This is a genomic window from Rhodococcus sp. 1163 (assembly GCF_002091985.1).
Classification (GTDB): Bacteria; Actinomycetota; Actinomycetes; order Mycobacteriales; family Mycobacteriaceae; genus Rhodococcoides.
In genome coordinates this window covers 69,836-85,598 of record NZ_MKKX01000032.1, presented here as the reverse complement: position 1 = coordinate 85,598, position 15,763 = coordinate 69,836, and the positions used below count along the sequence as shown (strand labels likewise).

Sequence of the window (15,763 nt, the reverse complement as noted above, 5' to 3'; positions counted from 1 at the left end):
CACGTGGAAATCTCGAACATCGATGGGCTCAGCATACCGAGGACGGAAATGAATCAATGACATCAACGCCGACAACAACTTCGCACCGAGCCGACATCGCGGTCATCGGTGGTAGCGGTTTCTACTCGTTCTTCGGGGAAGACGCGCAGTCGGTCACGATCGACACGCCGTACGGTTCGACGAGCGGGCCCATCACGATCGGCGACGTCGACGGCCGTACCGTCGCATTTCTTCCGCGGCACGGTGCTCGTCACGAGTACTCCCCGCACACTCTCCCCTACCGCGCCAACATGTGGGCCATGCGCATGCTCGGAGTGCAGCGCATCTTCGCCCCGTGTGCCGTCGGGAGCCTGCTCCCCGAATACGGGCCCGGAACAGTGGTGATTCCCGACCAACTCGTCGATCGCACGAGCGGGCGCCCGCAGACCTACTTCGACAACGGCGGAATCCACGTCGAATTCGCCGATCCGTACTGCGCCGACCTACGCGCCGCGGCGCTACAGCCCGGCACCGTCGATGGCGGCACGATGGTGGTCGTCGAGGGCCCTAGATTCTCCACCCGCGCCGAGAGCCAGTGGTATGCCCGTCAGGGGTGGACACTGGTGAACATGACCGGACACCCCGAGGCGGTACTGGCCCGAGAACTCGAATTGTGTTACGCCCCCATCGCTCTCGTCACGGACCTCGATGCGGGGATCGAGGCAGGGCAAGGAGTTCGAGCAGTCGACGTGTTCGCCGAATTCCAGAAGAACATCGAGCCACTGAAAACTTTGGTTCGATCGGCTATCAGCGCCGCACTGATGGGCCCATGCGAATCGTGCCGCGTGCACGAGGGCGTCGAACTCCCGATCGAGCTGCCATGACTCGCGTATTGCTCACCGGGGCAGCCGGATTCATCGGCGGACATATCCTCGGCGCACTCCGACCCAGCTACGACGTCGTCGCGATCGACGCATTTCTTCCCTCCGCGCACGGGAGCGATCGACCGATCCCGGGTATCGAGAGGGTCGACGTCCGTGACCACGACTCACTCGTGGACGTGCTGACCGGCGTCGACGCGGTGTGTCACCAGGCTGCCGTCGTCGGCGCAGGCGTCGACGCCGCAGACGCACCCGCGTATGCAAGCCACAACGATTTCGGCACCGCCGTACTGCTCTCGGCAATGGCCGAAGCGGGCTGTACACGCTTGGTGCTGGCGTCCTCGATGGTCGTCTACGGCGAGGGGCGATACACCAATGCTGCGGGCGAGACGGTGGTGCCCGGTCCGCGCACGCGCGGAGATCTCGACGAAGGCCGCTTCGACAACATCGACCCCAATACCGGCGACACCCTGGATTGGGCTCTGGTGAACGAGGATTCGGCATTGCAGCCACGAAGCACCTACGCCGCGAGCAAGCTTGCACAGGAAAACTACGCACTCGCCTGGTCCCTTGCCACCGGCGGCTCGGTGACCGCACTTCGGTACCACAACGTCTACGGACCGAACATGCCACGCAACACTCCGTACTCCGGCGTCGCAGCGATGTTCCGATCCTCACTCGAAGCCGGACGGCCACCACAGGTGTACGAGGACGGATTGCAAGCACGCGACTTCGTGCACGTCTCCGACGTCGCCACGGCGAACGTACTGTCCATCGCAGCCGATCTGCCCGGATTCACCGCACTCAATGTGTCCTCGGGTCATCCGATCACCATCGGCGAAGTGGCAACCGCACTGTCCCAGGCCTGCGGCGGCCCAACCCCCGAAGTGACCGGACAGTACCGCTCCGGGGACGTCCGGCACGTGGTGGCCAGCCCCGAATCTGCCCGCACCGCAATCGGATTCGACGCCGCGATCTCGCCGTTCGACGGTCTGCGCGAGTTCGCAACCGCACCGCTTCGCGACGCCGAAGGCACCGGTGCCCCGCGTGTTTGAGCCGACCGATGTCACCGTGGTGATTCCCTGCATGAACGAGGAAGGCTCGCTCCCCGGCGTCCTCGCCGACATGCCCGCCGGCTACCGCGTCATCGTCGTCGACAACAATTCCGTGGACGACACCGCCGACGTTGCTCGATCACACGGCGCCGACGTCGTGCAGGAGTCCGTGCCCGGTTACGGATCAGCGGTACATGCCGGAATTCTCGCCGCCGAAACCGAAGTCGTGTGCGTTCTCGACGGCGACGGCTCGATGGATCCACGTGAGCTACCCCTGCTGGTCACCGCCCTCGAAGAGGCGGATCTCGCCGTAGGTCGACGCAAGACCGTCCGCGGAAACTCACCGATCCACGCGCGAATCGGCAATGCCGTCCTGGCCCTTCGGCTTCGAACCAAGTACAAACTGCCCGTCCACGACCTCGGCGCAATCCGCGCAGTACGACGCCAAGCACTTCTCGACCTCGGCGTGACCGACCGCCGATCCGGCTACCCGCTGCAACTACTCGTCCTCGCCTCGAAAGCCGGCTGGACGGTCGTCGAACACGACGTCTCCTACAGTCCACGGACAGCAGGTACCTCGAAGGTGTCCGGCTCGGTCAAGGGAACCGTCGTCGCGGTGCGGGACTTCTGGAAGGTGCTCTCGTGAAAGTAACCGCCCTCGTCGTCGCCAAAGCTCCCGTACCCGGACTCGCGAAAACCCGACTCGCGAAAACCCTCGGCGACGACATGGCCGCCGACATCGCTGCCGCCGCCCTGCTCGACACCCTCGACGCCGTATCCGCCGCCGACTTCGACGAGCGCATCGTCGCCACGACCGGGGACCTCGCCCTGGCGAGCCGACATGAAGAGATAACCGCGGCACTGGCGTCGTACATCGTGATTCCGCAGCGGGGCGACGGTTTCGCCGAGCGGCTGCGTTACGCGCACGAGGATGCTGCCGCGTCGGGCAATCCTGTCTTTCAGATCGGGATGGACACTCCCCAAGTGACGGTGTCCCTGCTGAACGAGGCCGCGATGCAGCTCACCGAGCCGGGTCGATCGGTGCTCGGCATGGCCGAGGACGGCGGTTGGTGGGGATTCGGCATCGCAGATCCCGCGCTCGCACGCGGGCTACTCGAAGTGACGATGTCCAGTCCCACGACGGGCGCCGATACTCGCAGGGCTCTCGAAGCACTCGGCGCGAACATCGGGTCACTGCCGATTCTGCGTGACGTCGACCACGCCTCGGACCTCGATATCGTCGCAGCTCAGTGCCTGGACGGCAGTCGGTTCCGAAGGGCGGTCGAGCAGGTCGTTCGGCACTTGTAGAGGTAGCCGCTACCGGTCCGTAACCAATCCGTGACCACTTTCGATCGCATTGCAACAATCGAAAAGCTTAGTTTCTCCGCGCATTCTCAGATATCGGTGCTAGAAAGACCATGTGCTTGGAATACTCATCGGTATAGCCGTCTGGTTGGTGGTGGCCCTCGCGGTCGCCGTCGTGCTGGGCCGCGTTGCGCGTCGTGCCGATTCCGAGGAACTCGGATCCACTTTGGACTGGGACACCGCAGACGTCGACGAGTCCGTTCCGCACGACTGATTCTCGTCTCGGCAGTAACGGACTTCGCGCTTGCTTTCCCTACGCTGACCAACCCATTTACTTTGCCGAAAGAACAAAAAAGCCCGCTCGACCGGTGAAACCTCGAGTTATGCTTCCCGCGGTCTGTTTGAAGAACTCGAATGAAAGCCGGGGGGCTAGTGAAACGTTTCACGTCGGTCGCTGTTGCTGTTGTGGTCACATCTCTTGTGATTGCCGGTCCTGCATCGGCCAATCCGAACATCGTCAATCCGATTCCAGGACTGAACGGTGTCTTCGGCCTCCCGCAGCTCACCGGACGCACCGTGGCCGTCGCGCAGGCCACCGGAATGTCCAGTCCGAACGAGACTCAGAACGTCAACATGCTGGGCACCGACCTCGGCATCATGTGGGACAACGGCAACGGCGAGATCCTGACCGCCTTCGGTGATACGGCAGGCCTCGGGCTGCCGAACCTTTTGCAGGGGAGCCTGTGGTCCTGGCGCAGCAGCGCGCTCGTGCGGAGCCACGACGGCAACCTGACCGATGGCATGAGCTTCGACAGCATCGTCAAGGACCCACTCGGCCAGGCCAAAGAACTGGTACCGAGCCCCAAGATCCCCTTCATCGAGATCAGCCGCATCCCTACTGCCGGTGTCGCGCTCGGCCAGAATCAGTTCATGAGTTTGATGTCGGTCAGGGACTGGGGTCAGCCCGGACATTGGGAAACCAACTACTCCTCGATCGCAGTATCCGGTGACAACGGCGAGAACTGGACCGTCCACCCGGAGACTCAACGTCCGAGCGACGGCGGAAACCGCAATTTCCAGCAGAACGCCTTCCTGAAGGACGGCGGCTTCGTCTACGAGTACGGCACGCCTCCCGGGCGGGGCAACTCCGGCTACGTCTCACGCGTACTCGAAAAAGACATCCTGAACCTCGCCGCGTACGAATATTGGACCGGCGCCGAGTGGAAGAAGGGCGACCCCGCCCTCGCGGCCCCCATAGTCGGCGACGTCGGCGAGCTGTCCGTCGCGTACAACCAGTACCTCGGTCAATACTTGATGCTGACCACGGACGCTTCCGATTCGATCGTCATGCGACGCTCCCCGTCGCCCGTCGGCCCGTGGAGTCCGCCCGAGGTGCTCGTCGACACCAATCAGCTTCGCAGTGCGTACGCCCCCTACATTCACCCGTGGTCCTCGGGTCCTGACCTGTACTTCCTCGCCACGGTGCACCAGAACTACAACGTACTGCTCCTGCGCGCCACGCTGTGACGCGTCGGCGACATATGGTCGTCGCAATGGATGCAACAGCGTGGGACAACAAATATGCGGCCGCCGACCTGGTCTACGGATCGCCTCCTAACCAGGCGCTGGTCGAATACGCCACCGCGCTTCCGCGTGGGCGGGCGTTGGACCTGGCGGCCGGTGAGGGCAGGAACGCCCTGTGGCTGGCCACCCGCGGATGGGAGGTCACCGCCGTCGACTTCTCGGCCGTCGGGCTCGAGAAGGGGCGGCGGATCGCCGCGAAATCGCCCAAGTCGGTACGAGATCGACTTACTTGGGTTCACGCCGATGTGACCAAGCTCTCAGCCGAGCCCGGCTATGACTTGGTCCTCGTTCTCTACCTTCATCTACCCCCGGAACAACGCCGACGGGCGATTCGCAGCGCGATCGGCGCTCTGAAACCTGACGGAATCCTCATGATTCTCGGTCACCACTCACTCAACATCACCGACGGCGTCGGCGGGCCACAGGAACCCGAAATACTTTATACACCTGAGGATTTGATCTCCGATGTCGATAACTTGGGCGTGGTGATCAGGGCCGAGAAGCGCCTGCGGGACACCGATCACGGCACCGCGATCGACGCTTTACTACTCGCGAGTAGGTCCCCTCTTGGCAGCGGGAATGAACGGGGGTAATATCCAGTTATGTTACCGACGAGTAGCTAACTTGGGCGGTACTCACGAGACCGCACCACCGAGCATGGAGAGTACGAGCATGGGCCATTACAAGAGCAACCTGCGGGACCTCGAGTTCAACCTCTTCGAGCTGTTCGGGCTCGACGAGTCTCTCGCAGGTGACAACTTCGGCGACCTCGACGGAGAGGCCGCCCGCGACATGCTTCGCGAGGTAGTCCGCCTGGCAGAGGGACCGGTCGCCGAGTCCTTCGCCGAATCCGACCGAAACCCGCCTGTGTTCGACCCCGACACTCACACCGTCAAGCTGCCAGAGGCTTTCAAGAAGTCGTTCAAGGCGCTGTACGACGGCGAGTGGTGGCGTGTCGGCCTCGACGAAGAGGTCGGTGGCATCCCCGCGCCTCGCACTCTCGGCTGGGCACTCAACGAGCTGCTGCTCGGCGCCAACCCTGCCGCGTTCATGTATTCCGCGGGACCAGGATTCGCCAACGTGCTCTACAACAACGGCACCGATGAGCAGAAGGAATGGGCGAAGGTCATCGTCGAGCGCAAGTGGGGCGCCACGATGGTGCTCACCGAGCCCGATGCCGGATCCGACGTCGGCGCAGGCCGCACCAAGGCCATCAAGCAGGAAGACGGCTCCTGGCACATCGAAGGCGTCAAGCGGTTCATCACCTCGGCCGTGTCCGACGATCTCTTCGAGAACACCATGCACCTGGTTCTCGCTCGCCCGGAAGGTGCCGGACCCGGCACCAAGGGCTTGAGCCTGTTCTACGTACCGAACACGCACTTCGACTTCGAGACCGGTGAACTCGGCGAGCGCAACGGCGTCTTCGTCACCGGCGTCGAGCACAAGATGGGCCTCAAGGTCTCCACCACCTGCGAGCTCACCTTCGGTGGCCACGACATCCCGGCCAAGGGCTGGCTCGTCGGCGAGGTCCACAAGGGCATCGCGCAGATGTTCGACGTCATCGAGCACGCTCGAATGATGGTCGGCACCAAGGCGATCGCCACCCTGTCCACCGGCTACCTCAACGCGCTGGACTACGCCAAGGAGCGTGTCCAGGGCGCCGATCTGACGCAGATGACGGACAAGGCAGCACCCCGCGTCACCATCACGCACCACCCCGACGTTCGTCGCAGCCTGATCACCCAGAAGGCATACGCCGAGGGCCTGCGCGCGGTGTACCTCTTCACCGCGGCACACCAGGACCCGGTCACCGCCAAGCAGGTATCGGACGCGGACGACGACATCGCCTACCGCGTCAACGATCTGCTGCTCCCGATCGTCAAGGGCGTCGGATCCGAAATCGCCTACAGCCAGCTGGCGGAGAGCCTCCAGACGCTCGGCGGATCCGGGTTCCTGCAGGACTACCCGATCGAGCAGTACATCCGCGACTCGAAGATCGACTCGCTGTACGAGGGCACGACGGCCATCCAGGCGCAGGACTTCTTCTTCCGCAAGATCGCCCGTGACCGTGGCGTCGCGCTGGCTCACATCGCCGGCCAGATCAAGTCGTTCATCGACAGCGAAGCAGGCAACGGTCGACTCAAGGCCGAGCGCGCGCTTCTCGCCACCGCACTCGAAGACGTGCAGGCCATCGTCACCACGATGACCCAGCAGCTCATGGGAGCTCAGGAGCGGCCGACCGAGCTATACAAGGTCGGCCTCGCATCCGTCCGCTTCCTCATGGGCTTCGGCGACCTGCTCATCGGCTGGCTGCTGCTGCGTCAGTCCGAAATTGCCATCAAGGCACTCGACAACGGTGCAGAGGGCAAGGAAAAGTCGTTCTACGAGGGCAAGGTCGCAGTCGCGTCCTTCTTCGCCAAGAACATCCTGCCCCAGCTGACCGCTACCCGCGGCATCCTCGCCAACACGGACCTCGACGTCATGGAGCTCGACGAAGCTGCATTCTGATTCGACCCCGTACACAAACGGCCGCATCCCCTTCCTGGGGGTGCGGCCGTTGTTTTTGCGCTCGGCCTATCCTTCTTCGGCTGCGAGGCGGCGGAACTTACTGCTGTGGAACACGATGGGTGCAACGTCTCTGATTTCGAGTTCGTTGATCCGCATCAGCACGATCGCATGATCGCCTGCGGGTACTTGTTCGGTGACGGTGGCGTCGAGCCACATACTCGCTCCGCCGATGAAGACGGCGCCGTCCTCGGTCGTCGTCACTTCCAGACCCTCGAACCGGTTACCCGTCTTGGCAGCCAATGTCCGCGCAGCGCCGTCGTGCGCTTCGCCCAACACGCTGATGCCGATGCGCTTCGAGGCAGCGAACTTCGGCCACGTCGTCGACGTGTTCTGCACGCAGAACGCCACGAGCGGCGGGTCCATCGACACTGCGACGAAACTGCTCGCGGCCATGCCGACGGGAGCACCGTCGATTTCGGCGCACAGCGCGACGACACCGCTGGGGAACTGACCGAAAGCGGCGCGAAGAGCACCGTTGTCGAGTTCGGTGGTGGCGAGAGGCATGAGATATCCGTTCTGGTCTGAGCAGCGTGATCAGGTGGTGACATCTGACCTTACGTTCGGTCATCCTGCCAGCACACCTCGTAGTCCACGATACGAGTTTCGGTAGACGAGAGTCCTGCGACCGAATCATCGGGAATGAAATTCGCCGCGACGGTGTCGTACTGTCGAGTAACTAGTTAGCAGTACTCACGGAGGTTGATGTTGTGTCGAGAATCGACAGCTACGTAGCGCTCGGGGACTCGTTCACCGAGGGCGTCGGCGACGCCGATCCCACCAGCGCAAACGGAGTCAAGGGCTGGGCCGACCGCGTCGCCGAACAGCTCGGCGCCACGAACCCGGAATTCCGCTACGCCAACCTCGCGGTCCGCGGAAAACTGGTCGACCAGGTGATCGAAAACCAAGTCGGCATCGCCGTCGACGCCGCACCCGATCTCATCACCATCTACGCCGGCGGCAACGATCTGATGCGGCCCAAGGTGGACATCGACGCCATCGTCTCCAGATACGACTCGGCACTGGCAGACCTCGTCGCCACCGGCGCGCGAGTCGTCGCCTTCACCGGATACGACGCGGGCTGGGCACCGCTGTTCCGCACACTGCGTGGACGCACTGCGATCTACAACGAACTTCTGCGGGAAGTAGCCGACCGTCGAGGAGTCGAACTCGTCGACTTCTGGCGTCTCGACGGCTACGACGACACCCGGATGTGGAACACGGATCGTCTCCACATGTCCACGCGCGGACACGTCAGAATGGCATCCGAGGTTCTCGATCACCTCGGTGTCCCGCATTCGATCGAACTCGAACCACTGGAGCCACGCGCACCCATAGCGCCTGCTGACAAGCGGCGTGAGAATGCCGAATGGGTGAAGTCCTTCGCAGCGCCGTGGGTGTCACGACGTCTCCGCGGCGCATCCTCCGGCGACGACATCGCGCCGAAACACACGACGCTTCGGTAACAGCTGCAACAGCACTAGCGGCGAGAGGGACTAGCTGTCACTGTCCTCCGGCGAAGCGGCCGGCTGATCCCCCGGCTCGGCTGCCGGAGGATCGGCAGGAGGGACCGGGGCAGGTTCGGCGGCAGGTCCAACCGCTGGAGGCGCGGCCGGCTCTGCTGCTGGCGGTGCGGGTGCCGGTGCCGGAGCATCGGCAGGCTTCGGATCAGGTTCGCGTGACTGGCATTTCACGATCGGAATCGGGTCGTACTTGACCGTGCGAGTATCTCGCGAGATCTCCTTGCCCGACGCAATATCGGTGATCACCCTGGTATTGCTCGCCGTGAATCCCGGTCCACCACTGGACGGAACGCACTGCTCACCAGCAGGGAGCGTGACCGTGTTGGGAGAGGTCGGGTTGGTCCGCGGCCCGGTACTGGACCCGACCTCCACCGTCTTCGTTCCCCAAAGCCGAACCGTCACATCCGAACCCGTACCGAACGACTCGATGACGATGCCGGTCTTGGCAGGGTTGGTGAACTTCAGGTCGATGGCACCCTCGAACACCGTCGCCTCGCGGGCCTCGGGATATCTACTGATGTAGTAGCTGTGCTCGGTGTGCCCGGCGTCTTCCATTCCGCCGAAGTACGCCGCGTTGTACAACGTCGTTGCGAACTGACTGATGCCGCCGCCGACTGCCCGGTCCGGTCTCCCGTTGTCGATGATCCCCGACTCGACGAAACCCTGCGCCGTTCCGCGTGGTCCGGTGTACCCGTTGAGCGAGAACGTAGCTCCCGGCTTCACCAACGCACCGTTGACGATATCGGCGGTGAGCCTGATATTGACTCCGGACGCGTACTCGAATCCGCCGGTGGTGTACTCGGCGACAACTTCCTTGATGCCGAGCGCCTGCGCGCCTTCGGTCGTCAGTGCCGGTGGTGCGGGCGCGTACACGGCCGCGGTGGTTCGGGCGTCCGAGGAGGCCAACAAGGTCGGCAACTGCTCGAGCGTTACCGGCCACTGCACCATGTCGCCGACGACACCGGGCACGATGGTCGGCGCGCCGGAGCCCAAAACGAACGACGCGTCCTTCGCGACCGTCTCGGTAGCGGCCAACTGTGGCGCGAGAATACGGATCGCTGCATCGTTGTCGTACCGCGCAGCGAGTGACCCATCCTCCCCCGGCTCGAAAGACACGACCTGGCCGACGACCTCCGGGGCCAGCACTGCGGCTGCAGCATTCTTGCCGGTGAACACCACCGGCGCGGACACCGCCGGCTCGGCGATCTGGGTGAGCACACGATCGACCTCGTCCTGGTGCACCGTCACATCAGCGGTCTCCACGGGCACTGCGACATCCCCGAAAGCCCAACGCTTCTGCATTGCCTCGCGTGCGCCGGCAACGTCGAGTGCCAGCCCAGGAGCGGGCACCACGCCTACCGCAGTCGCACCCTCGAAGACGATGTCGCCTTCCACCGGAGCGCGGTCGGTCTGCGCACGAATCGACTCCACGGTCGCATCGAGCGCGGCAGCATCGACCGTCGACTCCACACCGATCTCGCGATGACCGAAGAACGAAGCGATCCGAGTGAACGGATTGATCGGCTGCGACCCCGCGCGATCGAGCGTCGCGTTCCAATCCACACCGAGCCCTGCGGCGGCCGGTACGAACTCGAGGTCCAGATCTCCGGCGTCGACAGCAACGGGCTGTTCGACGCGTGCGCCGAGCTCCGAACGTAGCTTCGCCTCGGCGTCGTCGTGCGAGAGGCTTCCGACGTCGACTCCGGCAACGGTAACTCCACGCGGAACTGCGCCACTGGAAGACAACCAGTCCGCGGTGTAGAACACAGCCAAGATCGCCACCGCAGCGCCCGCCAAGACTGCAGCCTTCACCCACGGAGGCTTTTGATCCGAGCCGCCCGTTCCAGCGCCGGCTGGGTCGGGCGTTGCCGAACTTGCGGCGGGAGAGGTGATAGGCGGTTCGGGCGGCCTCGGGGCGACAACTGGCCCCACAGGCCTCGGAGGAACCGCTGAATACGCTTCCGTCGTAGGCTCTTCATCATCCTTCGAAGGCCGATTCGTAGCAGTCTGCTCGGGAGGTACGGCGCTCTCAGGAGGTACGGCGCTCTCGGGAGGTACAACGGTCATGGCCTCGGTGACCGCGTCGTACGGCAGTACCTCTTCGGGCTGCGTGTCCTCTACTGGACCTTCAGGGACCGGACCCTCAGCGACTGGAGGCTCCTGACGCTCGTGCGGTTCTGTGCCGTCTCCACCGATGCTCACGTTCAAGCCCTCCCACAACCCCCACCGATTTCGATCGACTGTCGTGCCCGAGCTTACGCATCCGCTATCGACGCAGAGATGTCGAGCCACCTCGATCGAGACGTAGGAGGCTCCGCACCGCTGCCGGGTCGGGGGTCGGGCAGCAGTACGGAGCCACTACGAGTATCGGCAATCTTTGTGAAGCGTTACAACCGAGCTTCGAAAACCCCTGCGGTTCATTCACTTGAATGAACGCGGGGTTCTCACCTGTGCCCGGGGTCCACTGCCCACGCCCAATGCCCGGTCTTCACCAGGGCCAACGTCAACAGCAGCCGGTTCTGAGGATCGGAGAGAACACGACCGGTCAGCTCCTCGATCTGACTACTTCGGTAGATCACGGTATTTCGATGACAGAAGAGCACCTTCGCGGCGTTGGTTGGTGACCCGTCACTGGCGAGAACATGCGCGAGAGTGCCGAGCAGCGTGTCACGCTGCAGCTCCGGGTGTGTCCACAACGACCCGAGCGCGTGACGCACGAGCAGCTCCGAGCACTGGTCGTCGGCCGCCATGATCACGCGTGGGAGCCGATCGGTAGCCAGCGCGACCCCTACCTCCCCATCGACGAGGGTCTCGGCAGTCAGTGTTGCGAGCACATTGGCGATGTCGCGCTGCTGCATCCGCGCGCTTTCGCGTCGATACGCCTGGACGAGTGTTTCGTACTTTCGAGGGACCACAACTCGCACCGTTCCGCTACTCCGAGGACAGTCATCTCGGAATCTCGGGTGCCAGCATCTACCAGATAAAGAACGGTGTTCCCGACTATCTGACGCCGGTCATGCAGACGGACATCGGTGACTCACCCGTCGTCGAGTACGAGGGCGAAGAGTCCACACCACCGGAAAGTGGAATTCCGGAGTAGCACTTGTCAGGCCTTGCTATAACGATCGGCAGATCCGTCAACCCCTCGTGTGACGGATCTGCCGATCGTGCTCCCCCAGTTGATCGAGTGCTTGTTCAGCGCTCGATGATTGCGGTGACGCCTTGACCACCGGCCGCACAGATGGAGATCAGGCCACGGCCCGAACCCTTCTCCGCGAGCATCTTGGCCAGCGAGGCGACGATACGACCACCGGTAGCAGCGAACGGGTGCCCCGCCGCGAGCGAGGAACCGTTGACGTTGAGCTTGCTGCGGTCGATGGAACCGAGCGCACCGTCCAAGCCGAGACGCTCCTTGCAATACTCCTCGCTCTCGAACGCCTGCAGCGTCGCGAGCACGACGGATGCGAACGCCTCGTGAATCTCGTAGTAATCGAAGTCTTGAAGTGTAAGCCCGTTACGGGCCAGTAGGCGCGGAATTGCGTACGTCGGGGCCATAAGCAGGCCGTCCGTGTACGAACCGTTGCCGTGGATGTAATCGACGGCAGCAGTTTCCGAATCCACCAGGTGCGCGAGAACCGGCAAGTTGCGCTCGGCGGCCCACTCGTCCGTCGACAGCAATGCCGCCGAAGCGCCATCGGTGAGAGGCGTCGAGTTGCCGGCCGTCATGGTCGCGTCGCCCAGCTTGGTCCCGAAGACCGGCTTCAGCGTCGAGAGCTTCTCCACGGTCGATCCCGGCCGCAGGTTGTCATCGCGCGTCAGGCCCAGGAACGGCGTCACCAGGTCGTCGAAGAAGCCACGGTCGTAGGCGGCAGCCATGTTCTGATGGCTCGCGGCAGCCAGTTCGTCCTGGTCCTCGCGGCGGATACCGAATTCCTTCGCCGTGATCGCCGCATGGTCACCCATGGACATGCCGGTACGCGGTTCGCCGTTGCGAGGGATCTCGATCCCCAGCATGGAGGGTCGAACGTTGCCGAGCAGCTTGAGTCGATCGGTGGCCGACTTCGCGCGGTTGAGCGAGAGCAGGAACTCGCGCAGGTCGTCGCCGACTGCGATGGGTGCATCGGAGGTGGTGTCGACGCCGCCGCCGATACCGGAATCGATGCGCCCGGCCGCGATGGCATCACCGACGGCCACGATGGTCTGCAGACCCGTCCCGCATGCCTGCTGCAGGTCGTAGGCGGGGGTATACGGACTGAGCGCGCTACCGAGAACGGTTTCGCGGGTGAGATTGAAATCCCGGCTGTGCTTGAGTACCGCGCCCGCAGCGACGAGGCCGAGACGCTCTCCTTGCAGATTGAACCTGCTGACCAGGCCGTCGATAGTTGCGGTGAGCATGTCCTGGTTGGACGCGCGCGCATACTTCTTGTCCGAGCGAGCGAACGGAATGCGGTTGCCACCGACGATTGCGACCGGTCGTAGTTGCCTGCTTGTCACTTGTGGTCTCCCAGCATCCGGTAAGAAAAAGGCCTTGGTGGAGTTTCATCTTACTGGCGAGTAAGTTGGTTGTCGACACCCGGTCGTGCGCTTCGCGCCCGTGTGTGCGCCCGGCATCGAGCGTGCACGCGGGACTGCGAAGACGCCAAGTGAAAGGTAGGACAAGTGGCAGCCACCAAGGGAGCCCCAGACCTCTACTCAACGTTCTTGGCGTCCGCGCCTGGAGCATTCATCGCCAAGCAGGCAGGCCTGCCGCAGCCCGAGAAGCTGCGTCGGTACAAGGCAGGCGAACCGCCCCTGGCCGGACCCGTCCTCATCGGCGGCAACGGCCGACTCGTCGAGCCACTGCGCCAACTCCTCTCCGACTACCCGCAGGCACAGTCGAACGACGCCAAGTACGGCGCACTGGTCTTCGACGCCACCGGCATCGGCAACGTCGCCGACCTCGAGCAGCTCTTCCAGTTCTTCCAGCCCGTCATCCGCAACCTCGCGCCCTCCGCACGCGTCGTCGTCATCGGTACGACACCGGAGAAGACGGCAAACGTCGACGAGCACATCGCCCAGCGCGCCCTCGAAGGCTTCACTCGCAGCGTCGGCAAAGAGGTCAAACGCGGCGCGACGGCTCAGCTGGTCTATATCTCCCCCGACGCATCGACCGGGCTTTCCGGCCTCGAATCCACCCTGCGCTTCCTGCTGTCCGCCAAGTCGGCCTTCGTCGACGGCCAGGTCATCGTCGTCGGCGACGCCGATTCCACCGCACCCGCGTCCTGGGACAAGCCGCTGGCCGGAAAGGTCGCAGTAGTCACCGGCGCGGCACGCGGCATCGGTGCCACCATCGCCGAGGTGCTGGCGCGCGACGGCGCACACGTCATCGCAGCAGACATCCCCGCCGCCGGTGAGGCACTGTCCGAGACCGCCAACAAGGTCGGCGGCACCTCGCTGGCGCTCGATGTCACTGCACCCGACGCCGCCGAGGTGCTCGCCAAGCACCTCCTCGAGCGTCACGGCGGTGCCGACATCATCGTCCACAACGCCGGCATCACCCGCGACAAGACGCTCGCCAACATGGACGAGAGTCGCTGGAACTCTGTCATCGGCGTGAATCTGGCTGCACCACAGCGCATCACCGATCACCTGGTGAAGGTCGGTGCACTCAAGGAAGGCGGACGCGTTATCGACGTGTCCTCCATCGCCGGCATCGCCGGCAACCGCGGCCAGACCAACTACGGCACATCCAAGGCGGGCGTCATCGGCCTCGTACAGGCGTCGGCCCCCGTGCTCGCCGCCAAGTCGATCACCATCAACGCCGTCGCACCCGGATTCATCGAAACCGCGATGACCGCCGCCATCCCCTTCGCCACCCGCGAGGCCGGGCGACGCATGAGCTCGCTGCTACAGGGCGGCCAGACCGTCGACGTCGCAGAACTGGTGTCGTACTTCGCTTCTCCCTCGTCGAACGCCGTCACCGGACAGATTGTCCGCGTCTGCGGTCAGAGTCTCCTCGGCGCATGAGCGTCGTCAAGCTCTCGGAGCAGCCCAAGATTTCGGAAATCTACACCGCGGCCGCACGTGGCGCGTTGCCGTTCCTCGGGTCGAAGTCGTCTTCGGTGCCGTCCACCGAGTTCGAGCTCCGCGGCCTGCGCGTCGATTCCGCAAATCTCGCCGGTTACTGCAGGGCCACCGGACTACGCTTCGGTGACATCCTGCCCATCACGTATCCGTTCACGCTCGTCTTCCCGACGGTCATGAAACTGATGGTGTCCAAAGGCTTTCCGTTCGCGGCCATCGGTTCGGTGCATGCGGAGAACGTCATCGAGGCGTTTCGGCCGATCTCCGTCTCGGAGCCTCTGGACGTTCGAGTGCACGCGGAGAACCTGCGCGAGCACCGCAAGGGTCTGCTGGTCGACCTGGTCAGCGAAGTAAGCGTCGGTCGCGAACTCGTCTGGAGGCAGACCTCGAGCTTCCTGAGCCTGCAGAAGACTTCCCTGTCCGGCGAACTCCGCGAAGCCCCGCCTGCCGACGAGGTACCACCACCCCCGACGCGCACCCTTCGAGTCGATCAGAAGACGATCAGCAGGTATGCGTCGATATCGGGTGATCGCAATCCGATTCACGTATCCACGCTCGGCGCAAAGGCATTCGGATTTCCGAAGACCATCGCGCATGGAATGTGGAGCGCAGCTGCAGCATTGCAGATCATCGAGGGCCGAATTCCCGAGAAGGTCACCTACAGCGTGCGGTTCGGCAAGCCGATCGTGCTGCCCGCAACCGTGAACCTGTATGCCGAATCCGTCGGCACCGGCTGGGATCTCTCGCTTTCGAACCCCAAGAAGGGGTACCCGCACCTCACCGCAACGCTGCGGTAAACCGAAACAGC

At 63.8% G+C, this 15,763-nt stretch carries 16 protein-coding genes; 12 read left to right on the top strand and 4 right to left on the bottom strand.

The features are described from left to right. The first annotated feature begins 56 nt into the window (after positions 1-56). From BJD99_RS13290 to BJD99_RS13260, 8 genes are all read left to right on the top strand, one after another. The gene (locus tag BJD99_RS13290) at positions 57-863 is read left to right on the top strand and encodes an S-methyl-5'-thioadenosine phosphorylase (RefSeq protein WP_084347322.1); all 807 of its coding nucleotides are present in this window, start codon (positions 57-59) and stop codon (positions 861-863) included. After that, positions 860-1,915 (top strand): NAD(P)-dependent oxidoreductase, encoded by a 1,056-nt coding sequence (locus tag BJD99_RS13285; protein WP_084347320.1) that lies wholly within the window; start codon positions 860-862, stop codon positions 1,913-1,915. Before BJD99_RS13290 ends, BJD99_RS13285 begins: the two co-directional genes overlap by 4 nt. Next, a complete protein-coding gene (locus BJD99_RS13280; RefSeq protein ID WP_084347318.1) occupies positions 1,908-2,561 on the top strand; it encodes a glycosyltransferase family 2 protein in 654 nt (217 codons plus the stop codon). Before BJD99_RS13285 ends, BJD99_RS13280 begins: the two co-directional genes overlap by 8 nt. Continuing rightward, complete coding sequence (locus tag BJD99_RS13275) at positions 2,558-3,223, top strand: DUF2064 domain-containing protein (protein ID WP_084347317.1); 666 nt, start codon at positions 2,558-2,560, stop codon at positions 3,221-3,223. The genes BJD99_RS13280 and BJD99_RS13275 overlap by 4 nt, the downstream gene beginning before the upstream one ends. 112 nt (positions 3,224-3,335) lie before the next feature. Beyond that, positions 3,336-3,494 carry a hypothetical protein gene (locus tag BJD99_RS20980; protein ID WP_179142330.1) on the top strand — a complete coding sequence of 53 codons (159 nt, stop codon included), beginning with the start codon at positions 3,336-3,338 and terminating at the stop codon, positions 3,492-3,494. 140 nt (positions 3,495-3,634) lie between these two features. Continuing rightward, positions 3,635-4,747 (top strand): DUF4185 domain-containing protein, encoded by a 1,113-nt coding sequence (locus tag BJD99_RS13270; RefSeq protein WP_084347316.1) that lies wholly within the window; start codon positions 3,635-3,637, stop codon positions 4,745-4,747. 26 nt (positions 4,748-4,773) lie between these two features. Then, positions 4,774-5,397 (top strand): bifunctional 2-polyprenyl-6-hydroxyphenol methylase/3-demethylubiquinol 3-O-methyltransferase UbiG, encoded by a 624-nt coding sequence (locus tag BJD99_RS13265; protein WP_084347485.1) that lies wholly within the window; start codon positions 4,774-4,776, stop codon positions 5,395-5,397. 79 nt (positions 5,398-5,476) lie between these two features. Then, positions 5,477-7,312, top strand: coding sequence for an acyl-CoA dehydrogenase (locus BJD99_RS13260; RefSeq protein ID WP_084347315.1), 1,836 nt, complete (start codon positions 5,477-5,479; stop codon positions 7,310-7,312). 66 nt (positions 7,313-7,378) lie between these two features. On the opposite strand, the gene BJD99_RS13255 is transcribed toward BJD99_RS13260, so the two are convergent. Next, positions 7,379-7,876 (bottom strand): flavin reductase family protein, encoded by a 498-nt coding sequence (locus BJD99_RS13255; protein WP_084347314.1) that lies wholly within the window; start codon positions 7,874-7,876, stop codon positions 7,379-7,381. A 203-nt stretch (positions 7,877-8,079) separates the two neighbouring features. On the opposite strand from BJD99_RS13255, the gene BJD99_RS13250 reads away from it, so the two are divergent. After that, positions 8,080-8,835 carry an SGNH/GDSL hydrolase family protein gene (locus BJD99_RS13250; protein WP_084347313.1) on the top strand — a complete coding sequence of 252 codons (756 nt, stop codon included), beginning with the start codon at positions 8,080-8,082 and terminating at the stop codon, positions 8,833-8,835. 30 nt (positions 8,836-8,865) lie between these two features. On the opposite strand, the gene BJD99_RS13245 is transcribed toward BJD99_RS13250, so the two are convergent. Beyond that, positions 8,866-11,100 (bottom strand): VanW family protein, encoded by a 2,235-nt coding sequence (locus BJD99_RS13245; protein WP_373270541.1) that lies wholly within the window; start codon positions 11,098-11,100, stop codon positions 8,866-8,868. Positions 11,101-11,336: 236 nt separating this feature from the next. After that, the gene (locus BJD99_RS13240; protein ID WP_084347312.1) at positions 11,337-11,750 is read right to left on the bottom strand and encodes a helix-turn-helix domain-containing protein; all 414 of its coding nucleotides are present in this window, start codon (positions 11,748-11,750) and stop codon (positions 11,337-11,339) included. A gap of 32 nt (positions 11,751-11,782) precedes the next feature. On the opposite strand from BJD99_RS13240, the gene BJD99_RS13235 reads away from it, so the two are divergent. Continuing rightward, positions 11,783-11,992, top strand: coding sequence for a hypothetical protein (locus BJD99_RS13235; protein ID WP_256895667.1), 210 nt, complete (start codon positions 11,783-11,785; stop codon positions 11,990-11,992). 95 nt (positions 11,993-12,087) lie between these two features. Here the strand turns inward: BJD99_RS13235 and BJD99_RS13230 are convergent, their stop codons facing one another. After that, the gene (locus tag BJD99_RS13230) at positions 12,088-13,386 is read right to left on the bottom strand and encodes an acetyl-CoA C-acetyltransferase (RefSeq protein ID WP_084347311.1); all 1,299 of its coding nucleotides are present in this window, start codon (positions 13,384-13,386) and stop codon (positions 12,088-12,090) included. A gap of 165 nt (positions 13,387-13,551) precedes the next feature. On the opposite strand from BJD99_RS13230, the gene BJD99_RS13225 reads away from it, so the two are divergent. Further along, a complete protein-coding gene (locus tag BJD99_RS13225) occupies positions 13,552-14,898 on the top strand; it encodes a 3-oxoacyl-ACP reductase (protein WP_084347310.1) in 1,347 nt (448 codons plus the stop codon). Beyond that, positions 14,895-15,752 (top strand): MaoC/PaaZ C-terminal domain-containing protein, encoded by an 858-nt coding sequence (locus BJD99_RS13220; protein ID WP_084347309.1) that lies wholly within the window; start codon positions 14,895-14,897, stop codon positions 15,750-15,752. The genes BJD99_RS13225 and BJD99_RS13220 overlap by 4 nt, the downstream gene beginning before the upstream one ends. Positions 15,753-15,763: the final 11 nt, after the last annotated feature.

Excerpts from the sequence above, each read along its gene's own strand:
- BJD99_RS13240 (WP_084347312.1), bottom strand. The coding sequence starts at position 11,750 with ATGCAGCAGCGCGACATCGCCAATGTGCTCGCAACACTGACTGCCGAG.
- BJD99_RS13290 (WP_084347322.1), top strand. The coding sequence starts at position 57 with ATGACATCAACGCCGACAACAACTTCGCACCGAGCCGACATCGCGGTC.
- BJD99_RS13255 (WP_084347314.1), bottom strand. The coding sequence starts at position 7,876 with ATGCCTCTCGCCACCACCGAACTCGACAACGGTGCTCTTCGCGCCGCT.
- BJD99_RS13270 (WP_084347316.1), top strand. The coding sequence starts at position 3,635 with ATGAAAGCCGGGGGGCTAGTGAAACGTTTCACGTCGGTCGCTGTTGCT.
- BJD99_RS13285 (WP_084347320.1), top strand. The coding sequence starts at position 860 with ATGACTCGCGTATTGCTCACCGGGGCAGCCGGATTCATCGGCGGACAT.
- BJD99_RS13260 (WP_084347315.1), top strand. The coding sequence starts at position 5,477 with ATGGGCCATTACAAGAGCAACCTGCGGGACCTCGAGTTCAACCTCTTC.
- BJD99_RS13220 (WP_084347309.1), top strand. The coding sequence starts at position 14,895 with ATGAGCGTCGTCAAGCTCTCGGAGCAGCCCAAGATTTCGGAAATCTAC.
- BJD99_RS13265 (WP_084347485.1), top strand. The coding sequence starts at position 4,774 with ATGGATGCAACAGCGTGGGACAACAAATATGCGGCCGCCGACCTGGTC.